Consider the following 21,374-nt stretch of genomic DNA (forward strand, 5'->3'; position numbering starts at 1 on the left):
CGGGCCTCTCCCGATTTCAAGGGAGAGGACATGCTGAGACTGTAGCGTTTATCAAGAAAGTGCGGAACACTCTGATCCGGAGCGGAGTCATTACCGCTTGTTTCAGCGGGTGACGGGCGCATTGCCCCACACCCCGTTACTAAATCCACCGTCTGGTAAGTGTCCGAGGAGGAGCCATGTCCGAGCTGGATCCGGACGCATGGCGCAGGCAGGTCCGGCAGTGGCTGGCCACCGTGCTGGAACCGGCGCGGGCGCCGGACTCCGTCACCCAGGCCGCCGACCTCGCCGTGTTCCACAACCTGCCGGAGAGCGAGGAACGCCTGCTGCTGGACCGCTGCCGCGCCTACCAGCGAGCCCGGTTCGACGCCGGCTACCAGGCGCTCACCCTCCCCGCGGACAAGGGCGGCGCGGGTCTGACCGCCGCCCATGTGGCCGCCTTCGCCGAGGAGGAGTCGGCCTTCGAGGTACCGCCGTCGACCGAGCTGATCAGCGTCACCGTGCGCCTGGTCGCGATGGCCGTCTCCCTGTTCGGGACCGCCGAGCAGCGCCGCGACCACGCCCGCGCCTTCCTGCGCACCGACCTGCTCGCCTGCCAGCTCTTCAGCGAGCCCGGCGCAGGATCGGACCTCGCGGCCCTGCGCACCCGCGCCCGGCAGGAGGGTGACGAGTGGGTGATCGACGGTCAGAAGGTGTGGACCTCGGGCGCCCAGTTCGCCGACTACGGCCTGCTGCTCGCCCGCACCGACCCGGACGTCGTCAAACAGGCCGGCATCACCGCTTTCCTGGTACCGATGGACGCCAACGGAGTGGAGGTGCGCCCCATCCGTCAGATGAGCGGCGGCGCCTCCTTCAACGAGGTCTTCCTCAGCGGTGTACGCGTCCCGGACCGGCTCCGGATCGGGCGCCCCGGTCAGGGCTGGGAGGTCGCCACCACCACCCTCGCCTTCGAACGCACCGCCTCCGGCAGCGGCAACCGCCGCAAGGGCGGCACCTTCACCGACGTCCTCGCCCTCGCCCGCTCCCTCGGCCGCACCGGGGACCCGCTGGTCCGCCAGCGCCTCGCCGACCTGTACGTCCGAAGCGCCCTGCGCGCGGCGACCGTCGCACGCGTCGCCAGGACCAGCGCGGCCGGCGGCCGGCCGGGCCCGGAGGCGTCCTTGACCAAACTCATGGCCTCCGAACTGCTCACCCGCACAGGACAGGTCGCCGCCGAGCTGATGGGGGCGCGCATCAGCGCCGACACCGGGGAACCGGGCACCTTCGCCTGGACCGAGCATCTCCTCGGCGCCCCCGGCTACCGGCTGGCCGGAGGCACCGACCAGATCCAGCGCAACCTGATCGGCGAACGGGTGCTCAAGCTGCCGCCCGAGCCGCGGGTGGACCGGGTGCCGTTCTCGCAACTCCCCGGCAACTGAGGCACCGGGCCTCGTTTCGGCAATCACGAAGGAGTGACATCGATGGATCTGGGACTTACGGGCGCCAAGGCGCTGGTGACCGGTGCGAGCCGGGGCATAGGCCGGGCGATCGCCGCGACACTGGCGGCGGAGGGCTGCGCGCTGGCGCTGTGCGCCCGAGGTGAAGAAGGGCTGGCCAAGGCCGCCGCCGAGCTGCGCGCCGAGGGCGCCACGGTGTTCGAGGAAGCGGCCGACGTCACCGACCCGCAGGCCCTCGCCGGCTTCGTGGAGCGGGCGGCCGGCGCACTCGGCGGCCTGGACCTGCTGGTGTCCAACGTGTCGGCGGGCAATGTGAAAGGCCCCGAGTCCTGGGAAGCCAGCCTGCGCGGCGACCTGATCCCCTTCGCGGGACTCGTCGAGGCCGCCCTGCCCCATCTGGAGGCCTCCGACCGGGCCGCCGTCGTGGCCATCGGCACCACCAACGCCTCCGACACCGCGCGCCCGGCCGGAGCGAACTCCTACTCCGCGCTCAAGGCGGCCGTCGTCCAGCACGCCTCCGCCCTCGCGCACGCCCTCGCACCGAAGGGCATCCGCGTCAACACCGTCTCGCCCGGCCCGATCGACTTCCCCGGCGGCGCCTGGGAGACCATCCGCACCAGCCGCCCGGAGGTCTACGAAGAAGTGCTCGCCAAGCTTCCGATCGGCCGCTACGGCACCGCGCAGGACGTGGCCGCGGCGGTGGCGTTCCTGCTCGGGCGGACCGGCTCCTTCTGCGTCGGGGTCAACCTCGTGGTGGACGGCGGGCTGCTCACCCGCGTCCAGTACTGAGCCGTGGCGGGCCCGGCAGGCCGCCTGGATGCCGTACTCGTCTGCGGCGGCCGGTGGCACGACTTCGACCACGCGCGGCTGCGGCTGCTGGAACTGCTCGGTGAGCATCCGAGGGTGCGCACGACCGTCCACCAGGACTACGACTGCGTGGACGCCCTCGACCGGGCCGACCTGCTGATCACCTACACCTGTGACGTACGGCCCCGCCCGGCGCAGCGGGTCGCGCTGGCCCGGTTCGTCGAGCGGGGCGGTCACTGGCTCGCCCTGCACGGCACCAACGCGGTGATCGAGCCGTCGGCGTGCGGCGGTGCGCGGGAGTTCACGACTCCACGGCTCTTGGGGGAACTGCCTCAGGTACTCGGCAGCCAGTTTCTGGCCCACCCGCCGATCGAGCCGTACGAGGTGCGCGTGACCGATCCCGGCCATCCGCTGGTCGCCGGGATCGGCCCCTTCACGGTCACCGACGAGCTGTACGTGTGCGAGCTGCACGGGGAGTTGAAGGTGTTGCTGCACGCCGAGTACACAGGGCCCTGCCGTGGCTTCGCCGAGGGCGGCACGGCGGCCCTCGACAGCGCGCCCCGACCGGTGCTGTACCTCAAGCGGCACGGTCTCGGTGAGGTCTGCTACTTCACCCTCGGTCACTGCAGGGGCCGCTACGACATGCAGGACCTGGGCGTGGACGACACCGGGCGCGTGGACCGCGGCCCCTGGCAGACACCGGAGTTCCTGACGGTGCTGCGGCGTTGCGTGGAGCGCACGGTGACCGGCCGCAAGAGCGCACAGCAGCGGGCCGGCGCCTGAGTCGGGCTCGGGCGCCGGCCCTGTACGCGGGCGGCTCACGCGTGCGGCAGCACCACCGCGCGGCCCGTGATGTCACCTGCGTGCAGACGCTGGTAGGCAGCAGGCGCCTCGTCGAGCGTGAAGGTCTCGACGTGTGAGGAGACCAGACCCCGTCGCGCCAGCTCGACCACCTCCATGAGCTCCCGGCGACTGCCCCAGTAGGGGAACGAGGCGGAGACCTCGAACGGCAGCCCGCCGCCGAAGCCGACCGCCAGGGTGCCTCCGCCGAGGCCGACGACCGTCACATCGCCCTCCACCGCCACCGAGGCCGCGGCCACGGCGAGCGTCGCCTCGGCGCCCACGAAGTCCAGGACCACGTCCGCTCCGATCCCGCCGGTGAGCTCCCGCACCCGTGCGGCGGCCGCGCCGTCGGAGAGCAGCGTCTGGTGCGCGCCCACGGCGTGGGCCAGCTCCAGCTTCTCCTTGCTCACGTCGAGGGCGACCACCGTGGCCGGTGTCAGAGCGCGGAGCAACTGCACGGCCAGGTGACCCAGGCCGCCGACTCCGATCACCACCGCCGTGCTGCCCGGGACCAGCTTGGGCAGTGACTTCCTGATCGCGTGATAGGGCGTCAGCCCCGCGTCGGTGAGCGGGGCGGCCCGCACCGGGTCCAGTCCGTTCAGCGGCACCAGATGCCGGGGCGAGTCCACCAGCATGTACTCGGCGAGCGCGCCGGGGGAGCCGAGTCCCGGCGGCAGGATGCCGAGTCCGGCGGCGTGCGGGCAGCAGTTCTCCTTGCCCACCGCGCACTTGGGGCACTGACCGCAGCCCCAGGGGCCGTACACCGCCACCTCGTCGCCCTCCGCCACCGCGCTGACTCCGCTGCCCACCTCCGCGACGGTGCCGACACCCTCATGGCCGAGCGTCATCGGCAGCGGATAGGGGAACTGCTCCTCGGGCCACCCCATGACGGCGAGGTCGGAGTGGCACAGCCCCGCCGCGGTCACCTTCAACAGCACCTGGCCCGGCCCCGGTCGGGGCGCGGGAACCTCGACGACCTCGGGGGCCTGTCCGACCTTCCGGTACTGCACAGCCTTCATTTGGCGGTCTCCTTGTCGATGGTGGTCAAGGCGTCGTCCTCCGAGGCAGCCTCGGAGCCGACACGCGAGTGGCTTCCCCTCCGGCGGCGCAGAACGGCGGGCAGGGTGAGCCGGCCACCCGTCAGGACCAGTGCCACGATGAGGACGGAGCCGGTGAACAGGCTTGTGGCCCACTGCGCGCTGGTGGCGAGCCCCAGTCCCGTGATGCCGGTCCCGAGCAGGAGCACCGCGAGTACGGTGCCCCAGGCGTTGAAGCGGCCCGCACGCAACTGGGTGGCCCCGACGAAGGCGGCGGCGTAGGCCGACAGCAGGTACGGGGTGCCCGCGGTCGGCGATCCGGAACCGACCGAGGACGCGAAGACGACGCCGGCGAAACCGGAGAGCAGCGCGGAGGCCACCAGGGTCAGAAAGCGCAGCCGGTCGGTGCGCACGCCCTGCAGCCGGGCCGCGTCGGCGTTGAAGCCGGTCGCGTACAACCGGCGTCCGGTGGCGGTGTGTTCCAGCAGGAACCAGATGGTCAGCGCGGCGAGCAGCAGATACAGCACCGGCAGGGTGATGCCGCCCGCGTCGAGCTGGGCGATGCTCGCGAACGGTTTGGCGAGCAACTGCACGCCGGTGATGGAGCTGTCGTCGGTGACCATGGTGATCAGTGACTGGATCAGCGCGCCGGTGGCCAGGGTGGCGATGAACGAGTCGACGCGCAGGACCACGACCACGATGCCGTTGACGACTCCCACCAGCAGCGCGGCGGTCATCGCCAGGGCGACCGCCACCCCGGGACCCAGTCCGGCGGAGACCAGGAAACGGGCGGTCAGCACGCTGGTGAGCGACATGGTGTAGGCGACCGAGAGGTCGAAGACGCGTGCGGCCAGGGGCGGTACGACGCTCAGTGCCACCAGGCCGGCCACGGCGTTGCCGTTGAGTACCTGCTTGACCGTGATGGCGGTCGGGAACGTGTCCGGCGCCCAGACGGAGAAGATCACGACGATGACCAGCCATACGTACACGGCGCCGATGTTCCGGAACGACAGGGCCGCCACCGCTCGTCGCACCGGCGTGCCCCGCAGGAACGGCGCGGGCCTCTGCGCTGCGGACGGCGGGCGTTGCACCGCCCGGGTCGGGGTCGATGTCATGTCACTCGGTTCCTTCCATCGCGTGCACGAGCGCGCGTTCGGTGATGTCCCGGCCGCTGATCTCCCGTGCGATCTGGCCGTCCCGTACCACCAGGACGCGGGTGCACAGCGCGAGCAGGTCCTGGGTGTCGGAGGAGCAGACGATGACGCCCATGCCCTCCGCGGCCTGCCGCTCTATCAGGTCGTACAGCTGCAGGCGGGTGGCGATGTCCACGCCGGCCGTGGGTTCGCACAGCGCCAGGACGGGTGGGTGCTGGGCCAGACAGCGGGCCATGACGACCTTCTGCTGGTTGCCGCCGCTCAGGGTGGTGATCCGGGCGCCGGGGCCGGCTGTGCGCACCCCGACCCGTCGGATCCAGTCCTCGACCAGGGCGGACTCGCGACGCCGGTGCAAGCGCCCGACCTTGGCGCGCAGTCGCCGCAGGAGTGGGAGGGTGAGGTTCTCACCGACCGAGAAGTCGCCGATGACTCCCTCGGCTGCCCGGTCTGCCGGGACCATGGGCAGGCCCAGGGTGTCGGCGTCGCGTGCCTCGGTCCACTGCTCGGAGCGTTCCGGCAGCCGCAGCCGGCCGCTGACCGGTCCGGTGTGGGCCCCGCACACCAGGTACGGCACGATCTCGTGCCCGGAGCCGACCAGCCCGGTGATGCCCAGGCGCTCGCCGCGTGCCAGGTCGAGGTCGACTCCTCGCAGTGGCCCGGCCCGTAGGCCGCGTATCTGCAGTACGGAAGGGGCGGAAGCGGTGGAGGGTGCCGGACGGTGGTCCGTGTCGGGCGCGGTGTGCGTCTCCTCGCCCGCCATCAGTTCCGCCAGCGAGCGTGGGGTGAGTTCGGCGACCGGGCGGGTGGCGATGCGGCGTCCGCCGCGGATGACGGTGACCCGGTCGGCGAGCGCGAAGATCTCGTCCATGCGGTGGGAGACGTACAGGACGCCGGCGCCGCCGTCGCGGATCTCCCGCACGATGTCGAACAGACGGGCCACCTCGCCGGGCGGAAGCACGGCGGTGGGCTCGTCGAGCACCAGGACACCGCGGCCGCCCTCCCAGCCCTGGAGTGCGGCGGCGATGGCCACCACCGTGCGCTGGACGGGGGTCGCCTTCGCCAGGGGACGGTGTATGTCGATGTCGACGCCGAACCGCTGGACGAGGGCGGTCGTCCGCCTCGCCATCTGCGGCCAGTCGATGTTGCCCAGGGCGGTGCGGGCGAAGCCGTGACTGAGGGCGAGGTTGTCGATGGCGCTCAACTCGCCCACCAGGCCCAGTTCCTGGTGGACGAAGCGGAGCCGGTCATGGCGGGAGGTGGTGGCGTGGCCGAGGTCGAAGGGTTCGCCGTCGAGTTCGGCCACTGCTCCCGGCTCCGCGTGGTGGTACCCGGCGAGGATCTTGATGAGGGTGGACTTGCCGGAGCCGTTGGGTCCGATCAGGGCGTGGATCTCGCCGGGTGCGACCTCGAGGTCCACGTCGCTCAGTGCCTGGGTGCCGCCGAACCTCTTCGACAGCGCGGCCACCCGCAGGATCGGCCGGTCCTTCCGCCGCGCTTCACCGTCCGTGTCCTGCTGGGTTTTTGACGAGGTGTCAGTCACGGTCGGTCCTCCGTCCGCGGGCGGGAAGGGTGCCGCCGCCGGCTCGGGCCGGCGGCGGTCGGCCGGGTCAACTCAGGCCCCACAGCGCCTTGAACTGCTGCTGGTAGCTCTCGACGATCGGGAAGTCGCCGTCGGTGGAGGGCAGGTTGTCCTTGGTGACGAGCATGTTGGGCAGCGCGGCCTTCTGGTCCACGGCCATGGACTGGCCGGTGAAGTGCCTAGCCAGCGCGTCGACCTGGAGCCAGGCGGTCTCGTGGGAGTTGAGGGCCATCGCGCCGTCGGTGAGACCGCTCTGGATGTACTGGTAGTTCTGCGCGTCACCGACGTTGACGACGATGTGCTTGCCGGTGATGCCGGCGGTCTTCAGCGCGGCGGGCACGCCCACGTTGAGCAGGCCCAGGGAGAAGACGACATGGGTCACCTTCGGGTGTGAGCGCAGATAGGACACGACGCGGTCCGGCATGTCCTTGCCCACGGCAGTGATCGGCACGTCGACGTTGTCCAGTGCGCAACCGGCGCACCACTGCTTGTAGTTGGCGGCGAAGGAGTCCTTGACGGGCTTGAGGATCGTGTAGGCCGGCAGATCGAAGTAGACGGTGTCCGCCTTGGCGTCGCTGTTGGACACCACCCATGCGGCGAGCATCCGGCCCTGGACGCCGACGTCCTTGGGTCCGTTCTTCAGCAGGGAGATGCCGTCGCCCACCACGTCGTCGGCGTTGGACTGGATGACGGGGATGCCGGCCGCTTTCAGCTGTGCCAGCTGCTTGCTGTAGACGGCGCGCGGGAAACCGGAGGCGACCACGGCGTCGGGCCTGTCGCGCACGGCCTGCTCGTAGGCCGCCTGGACGGATTCCGGCGTGCCCTGGGTGGCGACCTGCTTGACCTTCCAGCCGAGTTGCCCGGCGGCTTCGGTGAAGAAGTCGGCGAGGTCCTTGCAGGACTGGACGCCGCAGAGGATGAAATCGATCTTCTTGTCCTTGGGGATGGGCTTGCCGACGGGCTGGGTGACGGAGATCGCGGTCGGGCGCTGCGCGTAGGTTTTGAGAGCCGTGCGGGCCGCCGTCAGGCCGGGGGAGCCGGGTGCCGCCGCCTGCGAGGTGCCGGCGGCCGGTGTGGTGCCGCTGCCGCACGCGGTCAGGGTGAGCAGGGCGGTGGCGGGGACGATCGCGGTGAGGGCGCGGCGGACCGCGCGACCGGGTCTGGAACTCATCGTTGAGAACTCCCGTGGTGTGGCGCCTGGGCTGCCGCGACCCGCGGCGCGGGGCGGAACGGCACGCGACAGGTATGAGGGGTGCGTCGATCGCCGGCGTGGGGTACGGCGCGGGCCGCCTGGGTGAGATCCCCGCGGCGCTGGCACCGGGCTGGCCCAAGACCGTCCCGGATCGGAGAAACTTATGAGGCACTACAGCCTCAAGTGGGTCGGAGTGTGACACGCCGGAGCGGCCTTGGGGAGGGGAAGCGTCGAGAAATTTCTGCACTCCCGGGCACATTCCGTGCTGACCTCGGGGAATGTCGTCGTCGTCCGCGGTCGGGAGTATTGCTCCACACCGCAACCCGTAACTACACTCGCTCTAAAGTTTCTGCCGGAGGAGAGATGATGGACGAAACGTCGGAGCTGGGTACCGCGCGGTGCCCCGGGCCCAGCGTCCAGGACTACCTCGACCAGGACAGCCGCCCGGTCCCGCCCGCCCTGAGGTTCGAGCGGAACGACCCCCTCGGCAGCGAGGACATCGACACCGCCCGCTTCACCTCCCGCGAGTGGGCCGAACGCGAGATGCGCCAGGTCTGGCGGCGCGTGTGGCAGTTCGCCTGTCTGGAGAGCGAGATTCCCGAGGTCGGCGACCACGAGGTCTACGAGATCGGCAACGACTCGCTCATCGTCGTGCGTACGGCCCCGGACGAGATCCGCGCCTTCGTCAACGTGTGCCTGCACCGCGGACGCAAACTGCGCACCAACGGCGGCAATGTGAGCGAGTTCCGCTGCTCCTTCCACGGCTTCGCCTGGAACCTCGACGGCACGATGCAGACCCCGCCCTGCGCCTGGGACTTCCCGCACGTCACCCCGGAGAAGTTCGCCCTCCCCGAGGCCCAGGTGGCCACCTGGCGCGGCTTCGTCTTCATCAACATGGACCCGTACGCGGAGTCCTTCGACAGCTACCGCGGCACCTTCGACGACTACTACATCTGGCCGCTGGAGAACCGCTACAAGTCGCTGCACATCGCCAAGGTGCTGCCCTGCAACTGGAAGGTCGCCCAGGACGCGTTCATCGAGTCCTTCCATGTGATCGCGACCCACCCGCAGATGCTGCCGTGGCTCGCCGACGCCAACTCGCAGTACGACGTGATGGCGGACCAGCCGAACTGGAACCGGATGATCAACATCCAGGGCGCGCCCAGCCCGCACGTGGCGGACTCCGTCACGGAGGAGGACGTCCTGGAGACCTTCTACGACTCGCGCGCCTTCTACGCCGCCGCCCAGGGACGTGACCTGGTCAGGCAGGAGGGCGACGACCTGCCGGCGATCCCGCCCGGCGGCACCGCCCGCCAGGTCCTCGCGGAGCGGATGCGCGCGCAGCTGGCGGCCACCTCGGCGCAGGACTTCTCGCAGACCCCGGACACCGAACTGCTGGACGCCATCAACTACTTGCTGTTCCCGAACTTCAACCCCTGGGGCGGCGCCAAGTCCAACATCATCTACCGGTTCCGGCCCAACGGCCTGGACCCCGACTCCTGCACCGCCGAGATCATCTTCATGTCCTCCCCGAAGCGGCCCGGCGAGATGCCGCCCCCGGCGAAGATCCGCTGGGTGCCCGAGGACATGCTCTTCGCCGACATCCCCGAACTGGGCGTGCTGGGGCCCGTCTTCGACCAGGACTGCGAGAACCTGCCCTACGTCCAGCAGGGCCTGAAGGCGATGCGCAAGCCGGGCATCACGCTCGCCAACTACCAGGAGAGCCGCATCCGCCACTTCAACCGGACGCTCGACCAGTGGATGGACAGGTGACCCACCGGGTGATGGTCAGACCTCTGGGCGCCGAACTCGACGTACTCGACGGCGAGGACCTGTTCACCGCCGCCCGGCGCCTCGGCTACCGCTGGCCCACCGTCTGCGGCGGCAAGGGCACCTGCCGCACCTGCTTCGTCCAGGTGGAGGAGGGCGCCGAGAACTGTTCCCCCGTGGGCCCGCTGGAACGCGAGGGCATCGAGGCCCTGCGCAGACCGGTGGACGGCCTGACCCGGCTCGCCTGCCGGCTCCGGGTCGAGGGCCCGGTGACCGTGACCAAGCGCGGCGTGCGCCGCCGAGTGCAGGAGTGAGACCCCATGTCCAAGCAAGTGATCCACCCGCTGACCGGGCATGTGTACCGGCTCACCGAGGACGGACTGGTCGAGGTGAGCGACCCGAAGACCGGGGCGCGGGGTGTCTTCGACTTCCAGGCCCGGTGGCAGTCGGGCGAACTGCGCCACGCCGACCTCCAGATGGCCGGGTGGGTCGGCCGGCTCGCCCAGCGGCGCACGGCGCCCCCGCAGGAGGGGTGACGCCGTGCCTCCGCGCACCACCCGGGTGGTCTGCCTCAGACGCCGGCCCGCGAAGGAACCGGTCCCCGGTGACTTCGCCGTCGAGGATCGCCCCCTGCCGTCCCTCGGCGCGGGACAGGTCCTCGTCCGCAACCTCTACATGAGCGTCGACCCGTCCATGCGCGGACGGCTGGAGACCACCGAGAAGCACTACACGCACAACTTCACCCCCGGCTCACCGCTGGACGGGAGGGCCCTCGGCGTCGTGGAGGAGAGCCGCTGTCCGGCCGTTCCGCCGGGTGCCTTCGTACGTCACCAGCTGGGCTGGCGGGAGCGGGTCGTGGTGAACGGGGCGGACACCGACGGGGCGGCGCGTATCGACCCGCGACTCGCCCCGCTGCCCACCTGGCTGGGGCTGCTCGGCCAGACCGGATTCACCGCGTACGTGGGCCTGACCCGGATCGCCGAGCTGCGCCCCGGCGACACCGTCTTCGTCTCGGCGGCGGCCGGCGCCGTCGGCACCGCAGCCGGCCAGTTCGCGCGGCTGCTGGGCGCGGATCGCGTCATCGGGACCGCCGGCGGCCCCGGCAAGTGCGCACTGCTGGTCGAGGAGTTCGGCTACGACGACGCCGCGGACTACCGTGCCGAACCGGTGCGCGACGCGCTGGCCCGGATGGCACCCGACGGCATCGACGTGTACTTCGACAACGTCGGCGGTGAACAGCTCGCCGCGGCCCTGCACGCGCTGCGGACCGGTGGCCGGGTGGCCCTGTGCGGCATGATGTCGCAGTTCGGCGGCGAGCGGCGGACCGTGGACATCAACCATTTGATCCAGGCGGTCCTCAAGCGGCTGACGCTGTCCGGGTTCATCGTCCGCGACCACGACGACCTGCGGCCGGAGTTCGAGCACCGGGTCGCGGGCTGGCTCGCCGAAGGCCGCATCACTGCGCGCGAGACGGTCGTGGACGGCCTGGAGAACGCACCGGGGGCGCTGCTGTCCCTGCTGGGCGGCGGCAATGTCGGCAAGATGCTGGTGCGGCTGGCCGACTGACGCATGGAACACCTGAAACGGCGCTCCCCTGGCGAGGGGGCGCCGTTTCGTTTCAGCGCATGGGGTGTGACGCGGCGACCGTGTGGGCCGTCAGGGAGACCCCGACCCGGACCAGCCCCGCCACGGCTGCGCGGAAGTCCTTGATGTGCGGGGTGGCGAAGTGCTCGTCGAGGGCCTGCCGGGAGGTCCAGTGCTCGAACACCCGGATGCGCCGCTCGTCACCGGCATCGGCGGTCATGGCGTAGTCCAGGCAGCCGGGTTCCGCCTCACGGGTGCGCCGGCCCAGCTCGACGAGGGCCTTCAACATGGCGGCGCGGTCGCCGGGTTGGTAGTCCATCCAGCCGGCGACGATGACTTCCTCTGCCATGGCGTGTTCCCTTCGTGGTCATGGGCGTGGGCCCGCCGTCCCGTCAGGGGGAGCGGCGGGCCCACGCGTTGCTCAGAGGCCGAGTGCGGCCGGCACGCTGTCCACGGTGACCGTGCCCTTGTCGCCGTCCACCGTGATCACCATGCCGTCCCGCAGCCGCCGCGTCCCGTTCTCGACGGAGATCACGGCCGGGATGCCCAGCTCACGGCAGACCACCACGGCGTGGCTGTTGAGTGCGCCCACGTCCACGACGGCCGCTCCGGCCACCAGGAACAGCGGGGTCCAGGCCGCGTCCGTGATCGGCGCGACCAGCACCTCACCGGGCTCCAGCGCCTCGCACGAGGCCGGGTCGGTGACCACTCGTACCCGGCCGGTGTACGTGCCGTGGCTGCCTCCCACGCCGCCGAGGACATCGCCCTCGACGGCCGCCGGGGTCCGTTCCTCGGCGCGCCGCGGCCAGGTGCCGACCTCGGTCTGCGCGTCGTCGGCGACGAAGAACGGCGGCTCCAGGTCGTACAGACCCGCGTACTCCTCCAGCCGCTGGGCGATCACCGGGCCGAAGGACGCGGGGGCGGCGACATAGTCGTCCAGTTCGGTGTCCAGCAGCATCATCACGTCCTCGGGCCGGGCGAACAGCCCCGCCCCGACGCCGCGGCGACCGAGTTCCCGTACGGCCATGCGGATCTCGTTGACGACCGTGACGCAGTTGGCCTTGGTGCGCTCGCGGGCCGGGATCCACACCTGGGAGGCGTGCATGCCGGCGTCGAACAGGGGCTGCGTCTCCTCGGGCAGCGCGGCCCGGATCTCCCGCGCCGTCCGCTCGCGCCCCTCCGTCAGCCGCGTGTGGCGGGCGGCGGGGGAGGCGTCGTCGGGACTGTGCCGGATCCGGTCGACCAGGGTCAGCGCCTGCACAGGCGCCGCCTCCCAGGACAGCGCGTGGATGTCCCACTCGTTGGGGCCGCGGTCGCCGGACTCCGCCAGGAACTCCTCGAAGGAGTCACGGAACGCCTTCACATCCCCGGTCGCGGTCTCGAGCGCCCGCTCCACCGCGGCCGGACCCCGGTCGAACAGGGTGCTCAGTTCGGCCGAGGCCGCCACCTGGCGGGACAGCGTCCACAGTCCGGTCGAGGGGGAGGCGGAGTCGACGTCGCCGAGAGCGCCGATCAGATCCAGCAGGGCGCCGGGGCGGTCCACGCTCGCGCACAGCGGGCCGAGGATCGCCGGTCCGACCGAGGCGGGCAGTGACGACTCGACGTGGCGCTGGAAGGTCGTCTCCACCTCGTCCAGCAACGACCGTGCGTGGGCGACGAGTTCGGCGTCGGACAGCAGCGTCAGGTCGGGGCGTGCGCGGCGCAGGGCGCGCAGCCGGTCCCGGTCGGCGTCGGCCTCGGGGAAGCCGGCCTGGCCGAGCATCCGCTGAAGGGTCGCGCCCGCCTTGCCGGTCAGCTCCTCGTCCTGGTCGTCCGGGTGCGCCACGTACACCGGTGTGTCGGAGCGCTGACCGACGAAGGCCGCGTCGATCTGGTCCGCCGTCTGGCCCATCCGGATGCCGAACAGCCGCATGTGGGACAGGTTGAGGTAGAAGTGGCCGCCGAACATGCCGACGAACGGCGGCCGGGGACCGGCCACCTCCTCGTCGCGGTAGATGCCGAACCCGACGAAGCCGCGCCGCCAGCCCTGCAGACCGCGCCCCCAGACCAGGGTCCAGCCCAGCGGGCTGGCGGGGTCCGGCAGGGTCTCGCCCGCGTTGGCCCGGGTGTAGTGCGGCAGCCGCTCACTGCGCTGCCAGTCCGTGATCCAGCTCTTCATGACCGAGGTCTCCCGCTCGCTGTCCGTGCCCGCGCCTACCACTGCGCCGTTCCGCCGTCGACGCTGATCAGCGCGCCGGTGATGCCCGCCCCGGCCTCGCTCGCGAGCAACGAGGCGACGGCCGCGATCTGCCCCACCGTGGTGATCTTCTTCGTCGCGGCGTGCTCGGCGAAGCGGCTGAGCCATTCCTCGTAACTGATGCCCTCGGCCTCGGCGGCGGCCGGCCCGGCGGCACGCATGAGGTCGGTGTCGACGGCGCCGGGACAGATGGCGTTGCAGGTGACGCCCTGGGTGCCGTACTCGAAGGCGGTCGCCTTGGTCAGTCCGTGGATGGCGTGCTTGTTGGTGATGTAGTGGCTGATGGCCGGCTTGTTGGCCTGCTTGCCCTCCACCGAGGAGATGTTGATGATCCGGCCCCAGCCGCCCGCGAGCATCTTCGGCAGGGCCCGGCGGGTGCCGTAGAAGTAGGCGTTGAGGTTGAAGGCCAGGGCGTGGTTCCAGGCCTCGTCGCTGAGCTCGTGCACGGGGGCGAAGCCCTGGGTGCCGCCCGCGTTGTTGACCCAGATGTCAAGCCGCCCGAACCGCTCGGCGGCGAAGTCGGCGAGGGACTCGATGTCCTCCTGGCTGCTTGCGTCACAGGGGTGGAAGACGGCCCGCTCCCCGGCGTCCAGCTCCTCCAGGGCCTGCTTGCCCTTGATCTCGCTGCGGCCGCTGATGACGACCGTGGCGCCGTCGGCCAGGAAGGCCTCGGCGATGGCGCGGCCGATGCTTCGCGTGCTGCCCGTGATCACCGCGACACGTCCGTCGAGGCTGCCCGTAGCCACCATGGAGTTCTCCTGCGCTTGTTGTGGGTCGGTCACCTGGCGGCTTCGTCCAGGTGCTGGTGAACGGTGCGGTGGAAGTGCTGGAGGCCGGGCTCGTTGCGCCCGAAGACGAAGTCGGTTCCCGCTGCGGCGAGGGCCTTCAGCCCCTGCTGGACTCCGTACGTCGTCGCGTAGTCCTCGTCGCGGACCACCTCGTGAAACCAGGCGCCGAACCGGTCGGCGGCCTGGCGTTCCTCCTCGGTGACCGCCGGCTCCCGCAGCAGGATGATCTGCTGGGTCACCGATTCGGTCGCCGTCCGGGGGAGCACCAGGGACACGGCGATCTTCTGGCGCCAGCCGCCGGCGATCGCGAGTCCCGGGAAGAGCCAGTAGATGGGCCCGACACAGTCTCCGGGGTCACGCTGGTCCGGCGGCAGCTCGCTCGCCTGCGCGATGGGGCGCAGCGCGGGTGCGATGCGCTGGTGGGGGCCCCAGGTGTCGTGGGCCATCATGTTCGAGAGGTTCGTCTCGAAGACCGTCTTCGGATGGAGTGAGGCGAAGTGGTACGTCTCCAGATACCCGTCGAGGGTGACCTTCCAGTTGGGGCTGGTCAGCTCGCTGGTGGCGTAGTGGTGGCACTCCGCCAGGCGAAGGCCTTCCAGCAGCGGCTGCAGATCGCCCAGCCAGTCGTCCAGGTCGGGCTCGGCCGCCGGGTCCAGCGACACGAAGACGATCCCCGCGCGCTCCCCGGCCGGGAGCCGCACCAGGCCTCGTCCCTCACGCGGAACCTCGCCGAAGGTCTTCTCCGCGTACACGCCCCGCAACTCCCCGGCCAGGTCGTACGACCAGGAGTGGTAGGGGCAGGTGAGCCGCTTGGACACGCCGCAGCCGGCTTCGAGGAGCCGGGCGCCCCGGTGCCGGCAGGCGTTGATCATCGCGTGCACGGCACCCTGCCGGTCGCGTGTGATCAGCACCGGAACGCCGAGCACGTCGATCGCCTTGTAGGTGTTCGGCCCGGGCAGCTCGCACGACATCGCGAGCGGCAGCGGGACGCTGCGGTGGACGGCGTCCGTCTCGCGCTGCCAGCGGTCGGCGTCGAGGTAGTTGGCCACGGGTTCCGCCCACTGGCCGTCCGCCTCGTGCGTCGTGTTGGCGCGATAATGCGCCATCACCCGTTCGACGAGTTCGGCCGCCTCCCGCCGCATCGTCACGGACGCGGCGTCGGTGGACCGGTCCTGGCTGATCCACGACGAGTATTCGGGGGTGGAGGGGGCGGAGGCCGGTGACCTGCGCTCGGTCGCTGTTTCCCGAATCTCCGGTGAACTGGTCTGGACCACGATGTCCTCACAATCCTCCCAGCCGCGAGCCGGTGACCGGCTTCGGAACGCGACAGCTGGGCTGTGTCCGAAACTGCAACAGGACTTAGTGTGGTCTGTCAATAGAAAGTGTGGAAGTTGGCGCTCGGTGTGCCATGGGGGTGGGGGTGATGGTCATGACGCGACCGTTCGAGGTGGGTGTGGTGGTGCGCGACCTCGGGCTGATGGAGCGCTTCTACCGCGACGTGATCGGCTGCCGCGCCGAGCGCCGCTCGCGCGTGCCGGCGTCCGTCGGAGGTCCGGCGGGGCTGGGCGGCGAGCTGACGGTCGCCTGGCTGCGGGTGCCCTCCGGAGGGTGCGTCAAGTTGATCCTGTCCCGGTCGGCGCCGGTGTCGGCGGGCGTGGCGCCCTGGTCCGCCGGGCGGCCGGGACTGTCGTATCTCACCTTCCATGTCGATGACATGGACCCGGTCGTTGCGGCGCTGCGGGGCGCGGGCGCCCGGCCCCTGTCGGACCCGGTCGTCGTCCGCGCGGGCGCTCGGCGGATCAGCTTCTGGGCGGATCCGGAGGGCAACGTCGTGGAGTTGGTGGACGAGCGGAGCGACGAGCCGGGTCCGAGGCGTAGTAATTAGAGACGCTGTTCAGTAAGGTGCCTGAATGCCGGTTACTGTAGACCGACACAAGTAACTCTGATTGCTTGGCAACCTCCCTCGGGCGAAGGGGCGGACGATGGCTCAACGAGCGTCAACGGCGTCGAAGAAATCCCCGCAGGTCAGTACCGCGGTCATCAGGGATCTGCACGAACGCATGGTGCGCATCCGGCTGTTCGAGACCGAGGCGGGAAAACTCATGGAGGCCGGCAAGCTGCCCGGCTTCCTGCACCTGTACGTCGGCCAGGAAGCCGTCGCCGCCGGCGTGATGACGGCCCTGCGCGACGACGACCAGATCACCTCCACCCACCGCGGCCACGGACACGCCGTGGCCAAGGGCGTCGGCTTCCGCGCGATGTACGCCGAACTCTACGGCCGGATCACCGGCGCCTGCCTCGGCCGCGGCGGCAGCATGCACATCAACGACCTCACCCGCGGCATGCTCGGCGCCAACGGCATCGTCGGCGCCGGCGTCCCGATCGCCGTGGGCGCCGCCTTCGCCGCCCGCTACAAGGGCCAGGACAGCGTCGCCGTGACCTTCTTCGGCGACGGATCCACCAACATCGGCGCCTTCCACGAGGGCGCCAACATGGCCGCCATCCTCGGCCTGCCCGTGGTCTTCGTCTGCGAGAACAACGGCTACGCCGAGTTCACCCCGCAATCCGCCCACATGCTGCTCACCGACGTCGCCGACCGGGCCGCCGCCTACGGCATGCCCAGCGTGATCGTCGACGGCATGGACGCGATCGCCGTCCACCGCGCCGCCACCGACGCCGTCGCACGCGCCAGATCCGGAGCGGGCCCCATGATGATCGAAGCCAAGACCTACCGCTACTTCGACCACCAGGGCGTCAAGGGCCTGCGCCACCCCTACCGCTCGGACGAGGAAGTCGCCGCGTGGAAGGCCCGCGACCCCATCGACCTGATCGAGACCCGCGCGATCGCCGACGGCACCGCCACCCGCACGGAACTCGACGACGTATGGCAGCGCACGCGCGACGAGATCGCCGAAGCCATCGCATACGCCGAGGCGAGCCCGCTGCCCGACCCCGCCGACCTGCTGCTGAACGTCTACTCGGGATGACCGCCATGACCACCACCACCGAGGCGGCGGCCGTCGCCACGCGCAAACTCACCTACGTCAAGGCCTTCAACGAGGGGCTCGCCCAGGCCATGCGCGAGGACGAGAACGTCTTCGTCGCCGGGGAGGACGTGGCCGGATACGGCGGCGTCTTCCGCATGTTCGACAACCTGCTCGACGAGTTCGGCCCCCGCCGCATGATCGACACCCCGATCTCCGAAGCCGCCCTCGTCGGCCTCGGCGTGGGCGCCGCCGCCCGGGGCCTGCGCCCCGTCGTCGACCTGATGTTCATGGACTTCATCGGCGTCTGCCTCGACCAGATCGTCAACCAGGCGGCGAAGATGAAGTACATGTTCGGCGGCGCGCTGTCCGTGCCGCTCACCATCACGACCGCCTCCGGAGCGGGCCTCGGCGCGGCGGCCCAGCACAGCCAGAGCCTGGAGGCGTGGCTGGCCCATGTGCCCGGCCTCAAGGTGGTGATGCCGTGCGACGCGTACACCGCCAAGGGCCTGACGGTCTCGGCCATCCGGGACGACAACCCCACCGTCGTCATGCTCAACAAGGTGCTGCTCGGCAGCACCGGCGAGGTGCCCGAGGAGATCTACGGCATCCCCCTGGGGCAGGCGCACACCGCGCGGCAGGGCTCCGACGTCACCGTGATCGCCCTGGGCCGCATGGTGGGGGAGGCCCTCGCGGCAGCCGACGAACTCGCCGCCGAAGGCGTCGAGATCGAGGTGATCGACCCTCGCACCGTGCAGCCCCTGGACACCGAGACGATGTTCGCCTCCGTCCGCCGCACCAACCGGGTGCTCGTGGTGCACGAGGCCGTCACCTTCGGCGGGCTCGGCGCGGAGATCGCCGCCCAGATCCAGGACGTGGTCTTCGACTACCTCGACGCACCGGTCCTGCGCATCGGCGCCCCCTTCTCACCCGTGCCCTTCTCGCCGGTCCTGGAGAAGGCGTACGTGCCCGACCGCGCCCGCATCGCCCAGGGGTGCCGGCGCCTTCTCGAAAGGTCGTGACCGACGTGGCGGTCGAGGTTCTGCTGCCGAAGATCGGCCTGACCATGCAGGAAGGCACCATCGACGAATGGCTGGTGCCCGTCGGCGCGGCCGTCGCCGAGGGCGACTCACTGCTCAGGCTGGCCACCGACAAGGTCGACGTGGATGTCGAGGCGGAGGCCGCAGGCCTCTTCCACCCGGTGGTCGCGGCCGGGGCCACGGTGCCGGCCGGCACCCTCATCGGCTGGCTGCTGGCCGAGGGCGAACAGCCACCGGAGGCGCCGGGCGCGCCGACGCCCACCGGGTCCGGGACGGACCGGGACACGGCTGCCATGGCTGCGGCGGGTGGCCGCGGTGCGGGCACGGGCGCCCCGGCCGAGCTCGACGGTACTGGTGCGGCATCCGCCCCCGTCGGCACCAATGGCCGGCTCCTGTCCTCGCCGTATGCCCGGCAGGTCGCCGCGGCCGTCGGCGTCGACCTCACCGCCGTGCGCGGCACGGGTCCGGGCGGCCGTATCGTCTCCGAGGACGTGGAGGAGTTCTTCGCGGCCCTCCCCGACGACCACGGCATCCCCGCCGACCGCGGCATCCCCGCCGAGCCGGCCCCGCAGGACGGCACCCCCTCCTCCCCCTTGGTCCGCAAGCTGGCGAAGGAACGCGGCATCGACTTGTCGGAGGTCAACGGCACGGGTCCGGGCGGCCGTATCCGCCGCTCCGACCTCGACGCAGCCCCTCATGCCTCTACTGCCCCCATCGCCGCTACTGCTCCCGTTCGCCGGAACGCGGCTCCTCAGCCCGGCGACGTCCTCCCCCTCACAGGGATGCGCGGCACCATCGCCCGCAGGATGCACGCCAGCCTCCAGGAGATGGCACAGCTGACGCACGGCTACGAGGTGCGGATGGACGCCGTGGTCTCCCTGCGGGAGCGGCTCAAGCAGGAGTGGGCCGACGGCGAACTGCCGGTGCCCAGCCTGGGCGACTTCGTGCTGAAGGCCGCGGCCCTGGCCCTGCGCGAGCACCCGCTGCTCAACGCGACGGTCCTGGACGACGGCATCCATCTGCTCGACGGCATCCACCTGGGCTTCGCGGTGGCCGTACCGGGCGGCCTCATGGTCCCCGTCATCGAGGACGCGGCAGCGCTGCCGCTGCACGAGATCGCCCGCCGGTCGAAGCAACTGGCGCAGGCCGTGCGCGAGGGACGGATCTCCCTCGCGCAGCTGGAAGGGGCGACCTTCACCGTCACCTCGCTCGGCGGCTACGGCGTCGACTTCTTCACCCCGGTGATCAATCCCGGCAATGTCGGGATCCTCGGAGTGGGCAGGCTCAGGGACGGCGTCGAGTGGGCGGACGACCGGCCGCTGCGGACCCGGGTGCTCACCCTGAGCCTCACCTTCGACCACCGTGCCGTCGACGGCGCACCCGCCGCCGAATATCTGCGCACCGTCGGGGACTTGCTGAGCAAGCCGCTGCGTCTGCTCGTGTAAACCTGCTGGTGTGAACCGAGGCCTACCGGGCCGGGTCGGCGATCCGCTCCGCGAGATCGCCGACCTCGCGGACGAACGAGCGGTGCCCCAGCGACCGGTAGACGTCATCGCCCCGGACCTGCGAGGTGGCCGCGGTCTCCAGCAGCGCCAGCAGGCCCAGGCCGTTCACCGCCGCCTCCGCGTCGGAGACCGACCCGCGGGCCTTGCGGACCAGCCGCACCAGCTCCTCCAGCAATTGCGTACGGCTCTCCTGGCGCAGTGCCTCGGCCTCCTGGCTCATACCGGCCGACGACACGAAGAACACGGTGGCGGCGGACCGGTTTTCGGCCATCCACGCCAGCAGGGCGGTGATCGCCGCTCCGGTGTGCGAGCCCGGCTCATGGGCCTCCGTGATCGCCTGCAGCTGCTCGCGCAGCGCCGCGGCGAACGCCCGCATGGCCTCGGCCAGGACCTGGTCCTTGGAGGAGAAGTGGTAGTAGACGGCGGCCGACGTCATCTCCGCGCGAGAGGCGATGTCGGCCACCGTCACCTCGTCCGGCGGCTGGGTGGCGAACAACTCGGTGGCCGCCTCGATCACCCACTGCTTGCGCGAGGGACGGTGAGCGGCGCGGGTTCCGGATGTCGTCATGGTGTCAAGTATGCCGGGGCCTGAGTGCGTCGGAGGCCTGTGTGCAGCAGGAATTATGCGGTCGAAGGGCTGGAGTTACTGGATACAATGGTCAGTACCAGAGATCACGGGTGCGGACCGACGGCAGCGGGGCAGGGAGCAGGATGGCCACCACCAAGAACGGCAAGCAGCCCGCCCACCGGCCCTCGCGGCGGCAGCACATCATCGCCGCCGCCGTACGAGTCTTCGGCCGCAACGGATTCGCGGAGACCAGCATCCAGGACATCGCGGATGAGGCCGAGGTGGTTCCCACAGCCGTCTACTACCACTTCGACGGCAAGGAGGAGCTGCTCGAACTCGCCATGCGCCGGGTCTTCGACCAGCTGAACGCGGTCGTGGAGGCGGCCCGGCCGGAGTCCGAGCCGGGTGACGCCGAGGGCCTGGTCCGCGTCATCGACGCCGTGTGGGAGTGGGTGGAGCGCAACCCCGACGAGGCCCGGCTGTACCAGGTCCAGGTCGCCTCCGCCAACGGCAGCGTGAAGGTGCTGCGGGACGAGTTCGAGCAGCGCCACATCCAACGTGGCTACGACTACCTGCCCGAGGGCAGCACCCGCAGCCCCCGCGCGGCGAAGGCCCGGCACGCGGGACAGGCACTCGCGGTCCGCACGCTGATCAGCACGACGATGCTGGTCACCGCGTTGCGGGCGGAGGGAGGACCGCTGTCCGGGCTGCCCTCCCGGGCGGTTCTGCAGGCGGTCAGGGAGCTGGCGCTGCGCATTGTCGCCGCTGAGGAGACGTCGGCGGGGCAGCAGAGGCCCGCAGAGCAGCAGGGGCCGGAGAAGAAGGTCGCGTCGCGGACCTGAGAGGGTTCACCA

The 21,374-nt window shown here is 70.9% G+C and carries 21 protein-coding genes; 12 read left to right on the forward strand and 9 right to left on the reverse strand.

The window, feature by feature from the left end; all coding sequences use genetic code 11:
• Positions 1-176: 176 nt before the first annotated feature.
• From ABZ880_RS50660 to ABZ880_RS50670, 3 genes are read left to right on the forward strand one after another with little or no spacing between them, the layout of a single operon-like run.
• A complete protein-coding gene (locus ABZ880_RS50660) occupies positions 177-1,415 on the forward strand; it encodes an acyl-CoA dehydrogenase family protein (protein ID WP_361277929.1) in 1,239 nt (412 codons plus the stop codon).
• A gap of 42 nt (positions 1,416-1,457) precedes the next feature.
• Positions 1,458-2,222, forward strand: a complete 765-nt coding sequence (locus tag ABZ880_RS50665; protein WP_361277931.1) for an SDR family oxidoreductase — start codon at positions 1,458-1,460, stop codon at positions 2,220-2,222.
• A gap of 3 nt (positions 2,223-2,225) precedes the next feature.
• Entirely contained in the window at positions 2,226-3,023 is a 798-nt protein-coding gene (locus ABZ880_RS50670; protein ID WP_361277933.1) for a ThuA domain-containing protein, read from the forward strand.
• 35 nt (positions 3,024-3,058) lie between these two features.
• Here the strand turns inward: ABZ880_RS50670 and ABZ880_RS50675 are convergent, their stop codons facing one another.
• From ABZ880_RS50675 to ABZ880_RS50690, 4 genes are all read right to left on the reverse strand, one after another.
• Positions 3,059-4,102, reverse strand: a complete 1,044-nt coding sequence (locus tag ABZ880_RS50675) for an NAD(P)-dependent alcohol dehydrogenase (RefSeq protein WP_361277935.1) — start codon at positions 4,100-4,102, stop codon at positions 3,059-3,061.
• On the reverse strand, positions 4,099-5,235 hold the full coding sequence (locus ABZ880_RS50680) for an ABC transporter permease (RefSeq protein ID WP_361277937.1): 1,137 nt from the start codon (positions 5,233-5,235) through the stop codon (positions 4,099-4,101). The genes ABZ880_RS50675 and ABZ880_RS50680 overlap by 4 nt, the downstream gene beginning before the upstream one ends.
• 1 nt (position 5,236) lies before the next feature.
• Positions 5,237-6,814 (reverse strand): sugar ABC transporter ATP-binding protein, encoded by a 1,578-nt coding sequence (locus ABZ880_RS50685; protein WP_361277939.1) that lies wholly within the window; start codon positions 6,812-6,814, stop codon positions 5,237-5,239.
• A 67-nt stretch (positions 6,815-6,881) separates the two neighbouring features.
• Positions 6,882-8,024 carry a substrate-binding domain-containing protein gene (locus ABZ880_RS50690; RefSeq protein WP_361277941.1) on the reverse strand — a complete coding sequence of 381 codons (1,143 nt, stop codon included), beginning with the start codon at positions 8,022-8,024 and terminating at the stop codon, positions 6,882-6,884.
• A 384-nt stretch (positions 8,025-8,408) separates the two neighbouring features.
• Here ABZ880_RS50690 and ABZ880_RS50695 point away from each other — a divergent pair, with 384 nt between their 5' ends.
• From ABZ880_RS50695 to ABZ880_RS50710, 4 genes are read left to right on the forward strand one after another with little or no spacing between them, the layout of a single operon-like run.
• Positions 8,409-9,818: an aromatic ring-hydroxylating dioxygenase subunit alpha gene (locus ABZ880_RS50695; protein ID WP_361277943.1), complete on the forward strand. Its 1,410-nt coding sequence runs from the start codon at positions 8,409-8,411 to the stop codon at positions 9,816-9,818.
• A complete protein-coding gene (locus tag ABZ880_RS50700) occupies positions 9,803-10,129 on the forward strand; it encodes a 2Fe-2S iron-sulfur cluster-binding protein (RefSeq protein WP_361277945.1) in 327 nt (108 codons plus the stop codon). The genes ABZ880_RS50695 and ABZ880_RS50700 overlap by 16 nt, the downstream gene beginning before the upstream one ends.
• A gap of 6 nt (positions 10,130-10,135) precedes the next feature.
• A complete protein-coding gene (locus tag ABZ880_RS50705) occupies positions 10,136-10,351 on the forward strand; it encodes a transposase (protein ID WP_361277947.1) in 216 nt (71 codons plus the stop codon).
• Positions 10,352-10,355: 4 nt separating this feature from the next.
• Complete coding sequence (locus ABZ880_RS50710; RefSeq protein WP_361277949.1) at positions 10,356-11,381, forward strand: NADP-dependent oxidoreductase; 1,026 nt, start codon at positions 10,356-10,358, stop codon at positions 11,379-11,381.
• 52 nt (positions 11,382-11,433) lie between these two features.
• On the opposite strand, the gene ABZ880_RS50715 is transcribed toward ABZ880_RS50710, so the two are convergent.
• The 4 genes from ABZ880_RS50715 to ABZ880_RS50730 form a co-directional block, all read right to left on the reverse strand.
• Positions 11,434-11,748, reverse strand: coding sequence for a putative quinol monooxygenase (locus tag ABZ880_RS50715; RefSeq protein WP_361277951.1), 315 nt, complete (start codon positions 11,746-11,748; stop codon positions 11,434-11,436).
• Positions 11,749-11,820: 72 nt separating this feature from the next.
• Entirely contained in the window at positions 11,821-13,557 is a 1,737-nt protein-coding gene (locus tag ABZ880_RS50720) for a PEP-utilizing enzyme (protein ID WP_361277953.1), read from the reverse strand.
• Between the two features lie 35 nt (positions 13,558-13,592).
• Entirely contained in the window at positions 13,593-14,384 is a 792-nt protein-coding gene (locus tag ABZ880_RS50725; protein WP_361277955.1) for an SDR family oxidoreductase, read from the reverse strand.
• Positions 14,385-14,413: 29 nt separating this feature from the next.
• Positions 14,414-15,697 carry an aromatic ring-hydroxylating dioxygenase subunit alpha gene (locus tag ABZ880_RS50730; RefSeq protein ID WP_361277957.1) on the reverse strand — a complete coding sequence of 428 codons (1,284 nt, stop codon included), beginning with the start codon at positions 15,695-15,697 and terminating at the stop codon, positions 14,414-14,416.
• Between the two features lie 155 nt (positions 15,698-15,852).
• Here ABZ880_RS50730 and ABZ880_RS50735 point away from each other — a divergent pair, with 155 nt between their 5' ends.
• The 4 genes from ABZ880_RS50735 (at position 15,853) to ABZ880_RS50750 (ending at position 19,892) form a co-directional block, all read left to right on the forward strand.
• Positions 15,853-16,308 (forward strand): VOC family protein, encoded by a 456-nt coding sequence (locus ABZ880_RS50735; protein WP_361277959.1) that lies wholly within the window; start codon positions 15,853-15,855, stop codon positions 16,306-16,308.
• 97 nt (positions 16,309-16,405) lie between these two features.
• Positions 16,406-17,410, forward strand: a complete 1,005-nt coding sequence (locus ABZ880_RS50740) for a thiamine pyrophosphate-dependent dehydrogenase E1 component subunit alpha (protein ID WP_361277961.1) — start codon at positions 16,406-16,408, stop codon at positions 17,408-17,410.
• Between the two features lie 5 nt (positions 17,411-17,415).
• Positions 17,416-18,429: an alpha-ketoacid dehydrogenase subunit beta gene (locus ABZ880_RS50745; protein ID WP_361277963.1), complete on the forward strand. Its 1,014-nt coding sequence runs from the start codon at positions 17,416-17,418 to the stop codon at positions 18,427-18,429.
• Complete coding sequence (locus ABZ880_RS50750; protein ID WP_361277965.1) at positions 18,426-19,892, forward strand: 2-oxo acid dehydrogenase subunit E2; 1,467 nt, start codon at positions 18,426-18,428, stop codon at positions 19,890-19,892. Before ABZ880_RS50745 ends, ABZ880_RS50750 begins: the two co-directional genes overlap by 4 nt.
• A gap of 22 nt (positions 19,893-19,914) precedes the next feature.
• Here ABZ880_RS50750 and ABZ880_RS50755 read toward each other — a convergent pair whose 3' ends face one another.
• Positions 19,915-20,520 (reverse strand): helix-turn-helix domain-containing protein, encoded by a 606-nt coding sequence (locus tag ABZ880_RS50755; protein ID WP_361277967.1) that lies wholly within the window; start codon positions 20,518-20,520, stop codon positions 19,915-19,917.
• A 143-nt stretch (positions 20,521-20,663) separates the two neighbouring features.
• Between ABZ880_RS50755 and ABZ880_RS50760 the strand changes: the two genes are divergently transcribed.
• Positions 20,664-21,362 (forward strand): TetR/AcrR family transcriptional regulator, encoded by a 699-nt coding sequence (locus tag ABZ880_RS50760; protein ID WP_361277969.1) that lies wholly within the window; start codon positions 20,664-20,666, stop codon positions 21,360-21,362.
• Positions 21,363-21,374: the final 12 nt, after the last annotated feature.

It is taken from the genome of Streptomyces sp. NPDC047043 (genome assembly GCF_040644055.1).
Taxonomy (GTDB): Bacteria; Actinomycetota; Actinomycetes; order Streptomycetales; family Streptomycetaceae; genus Streptomyces.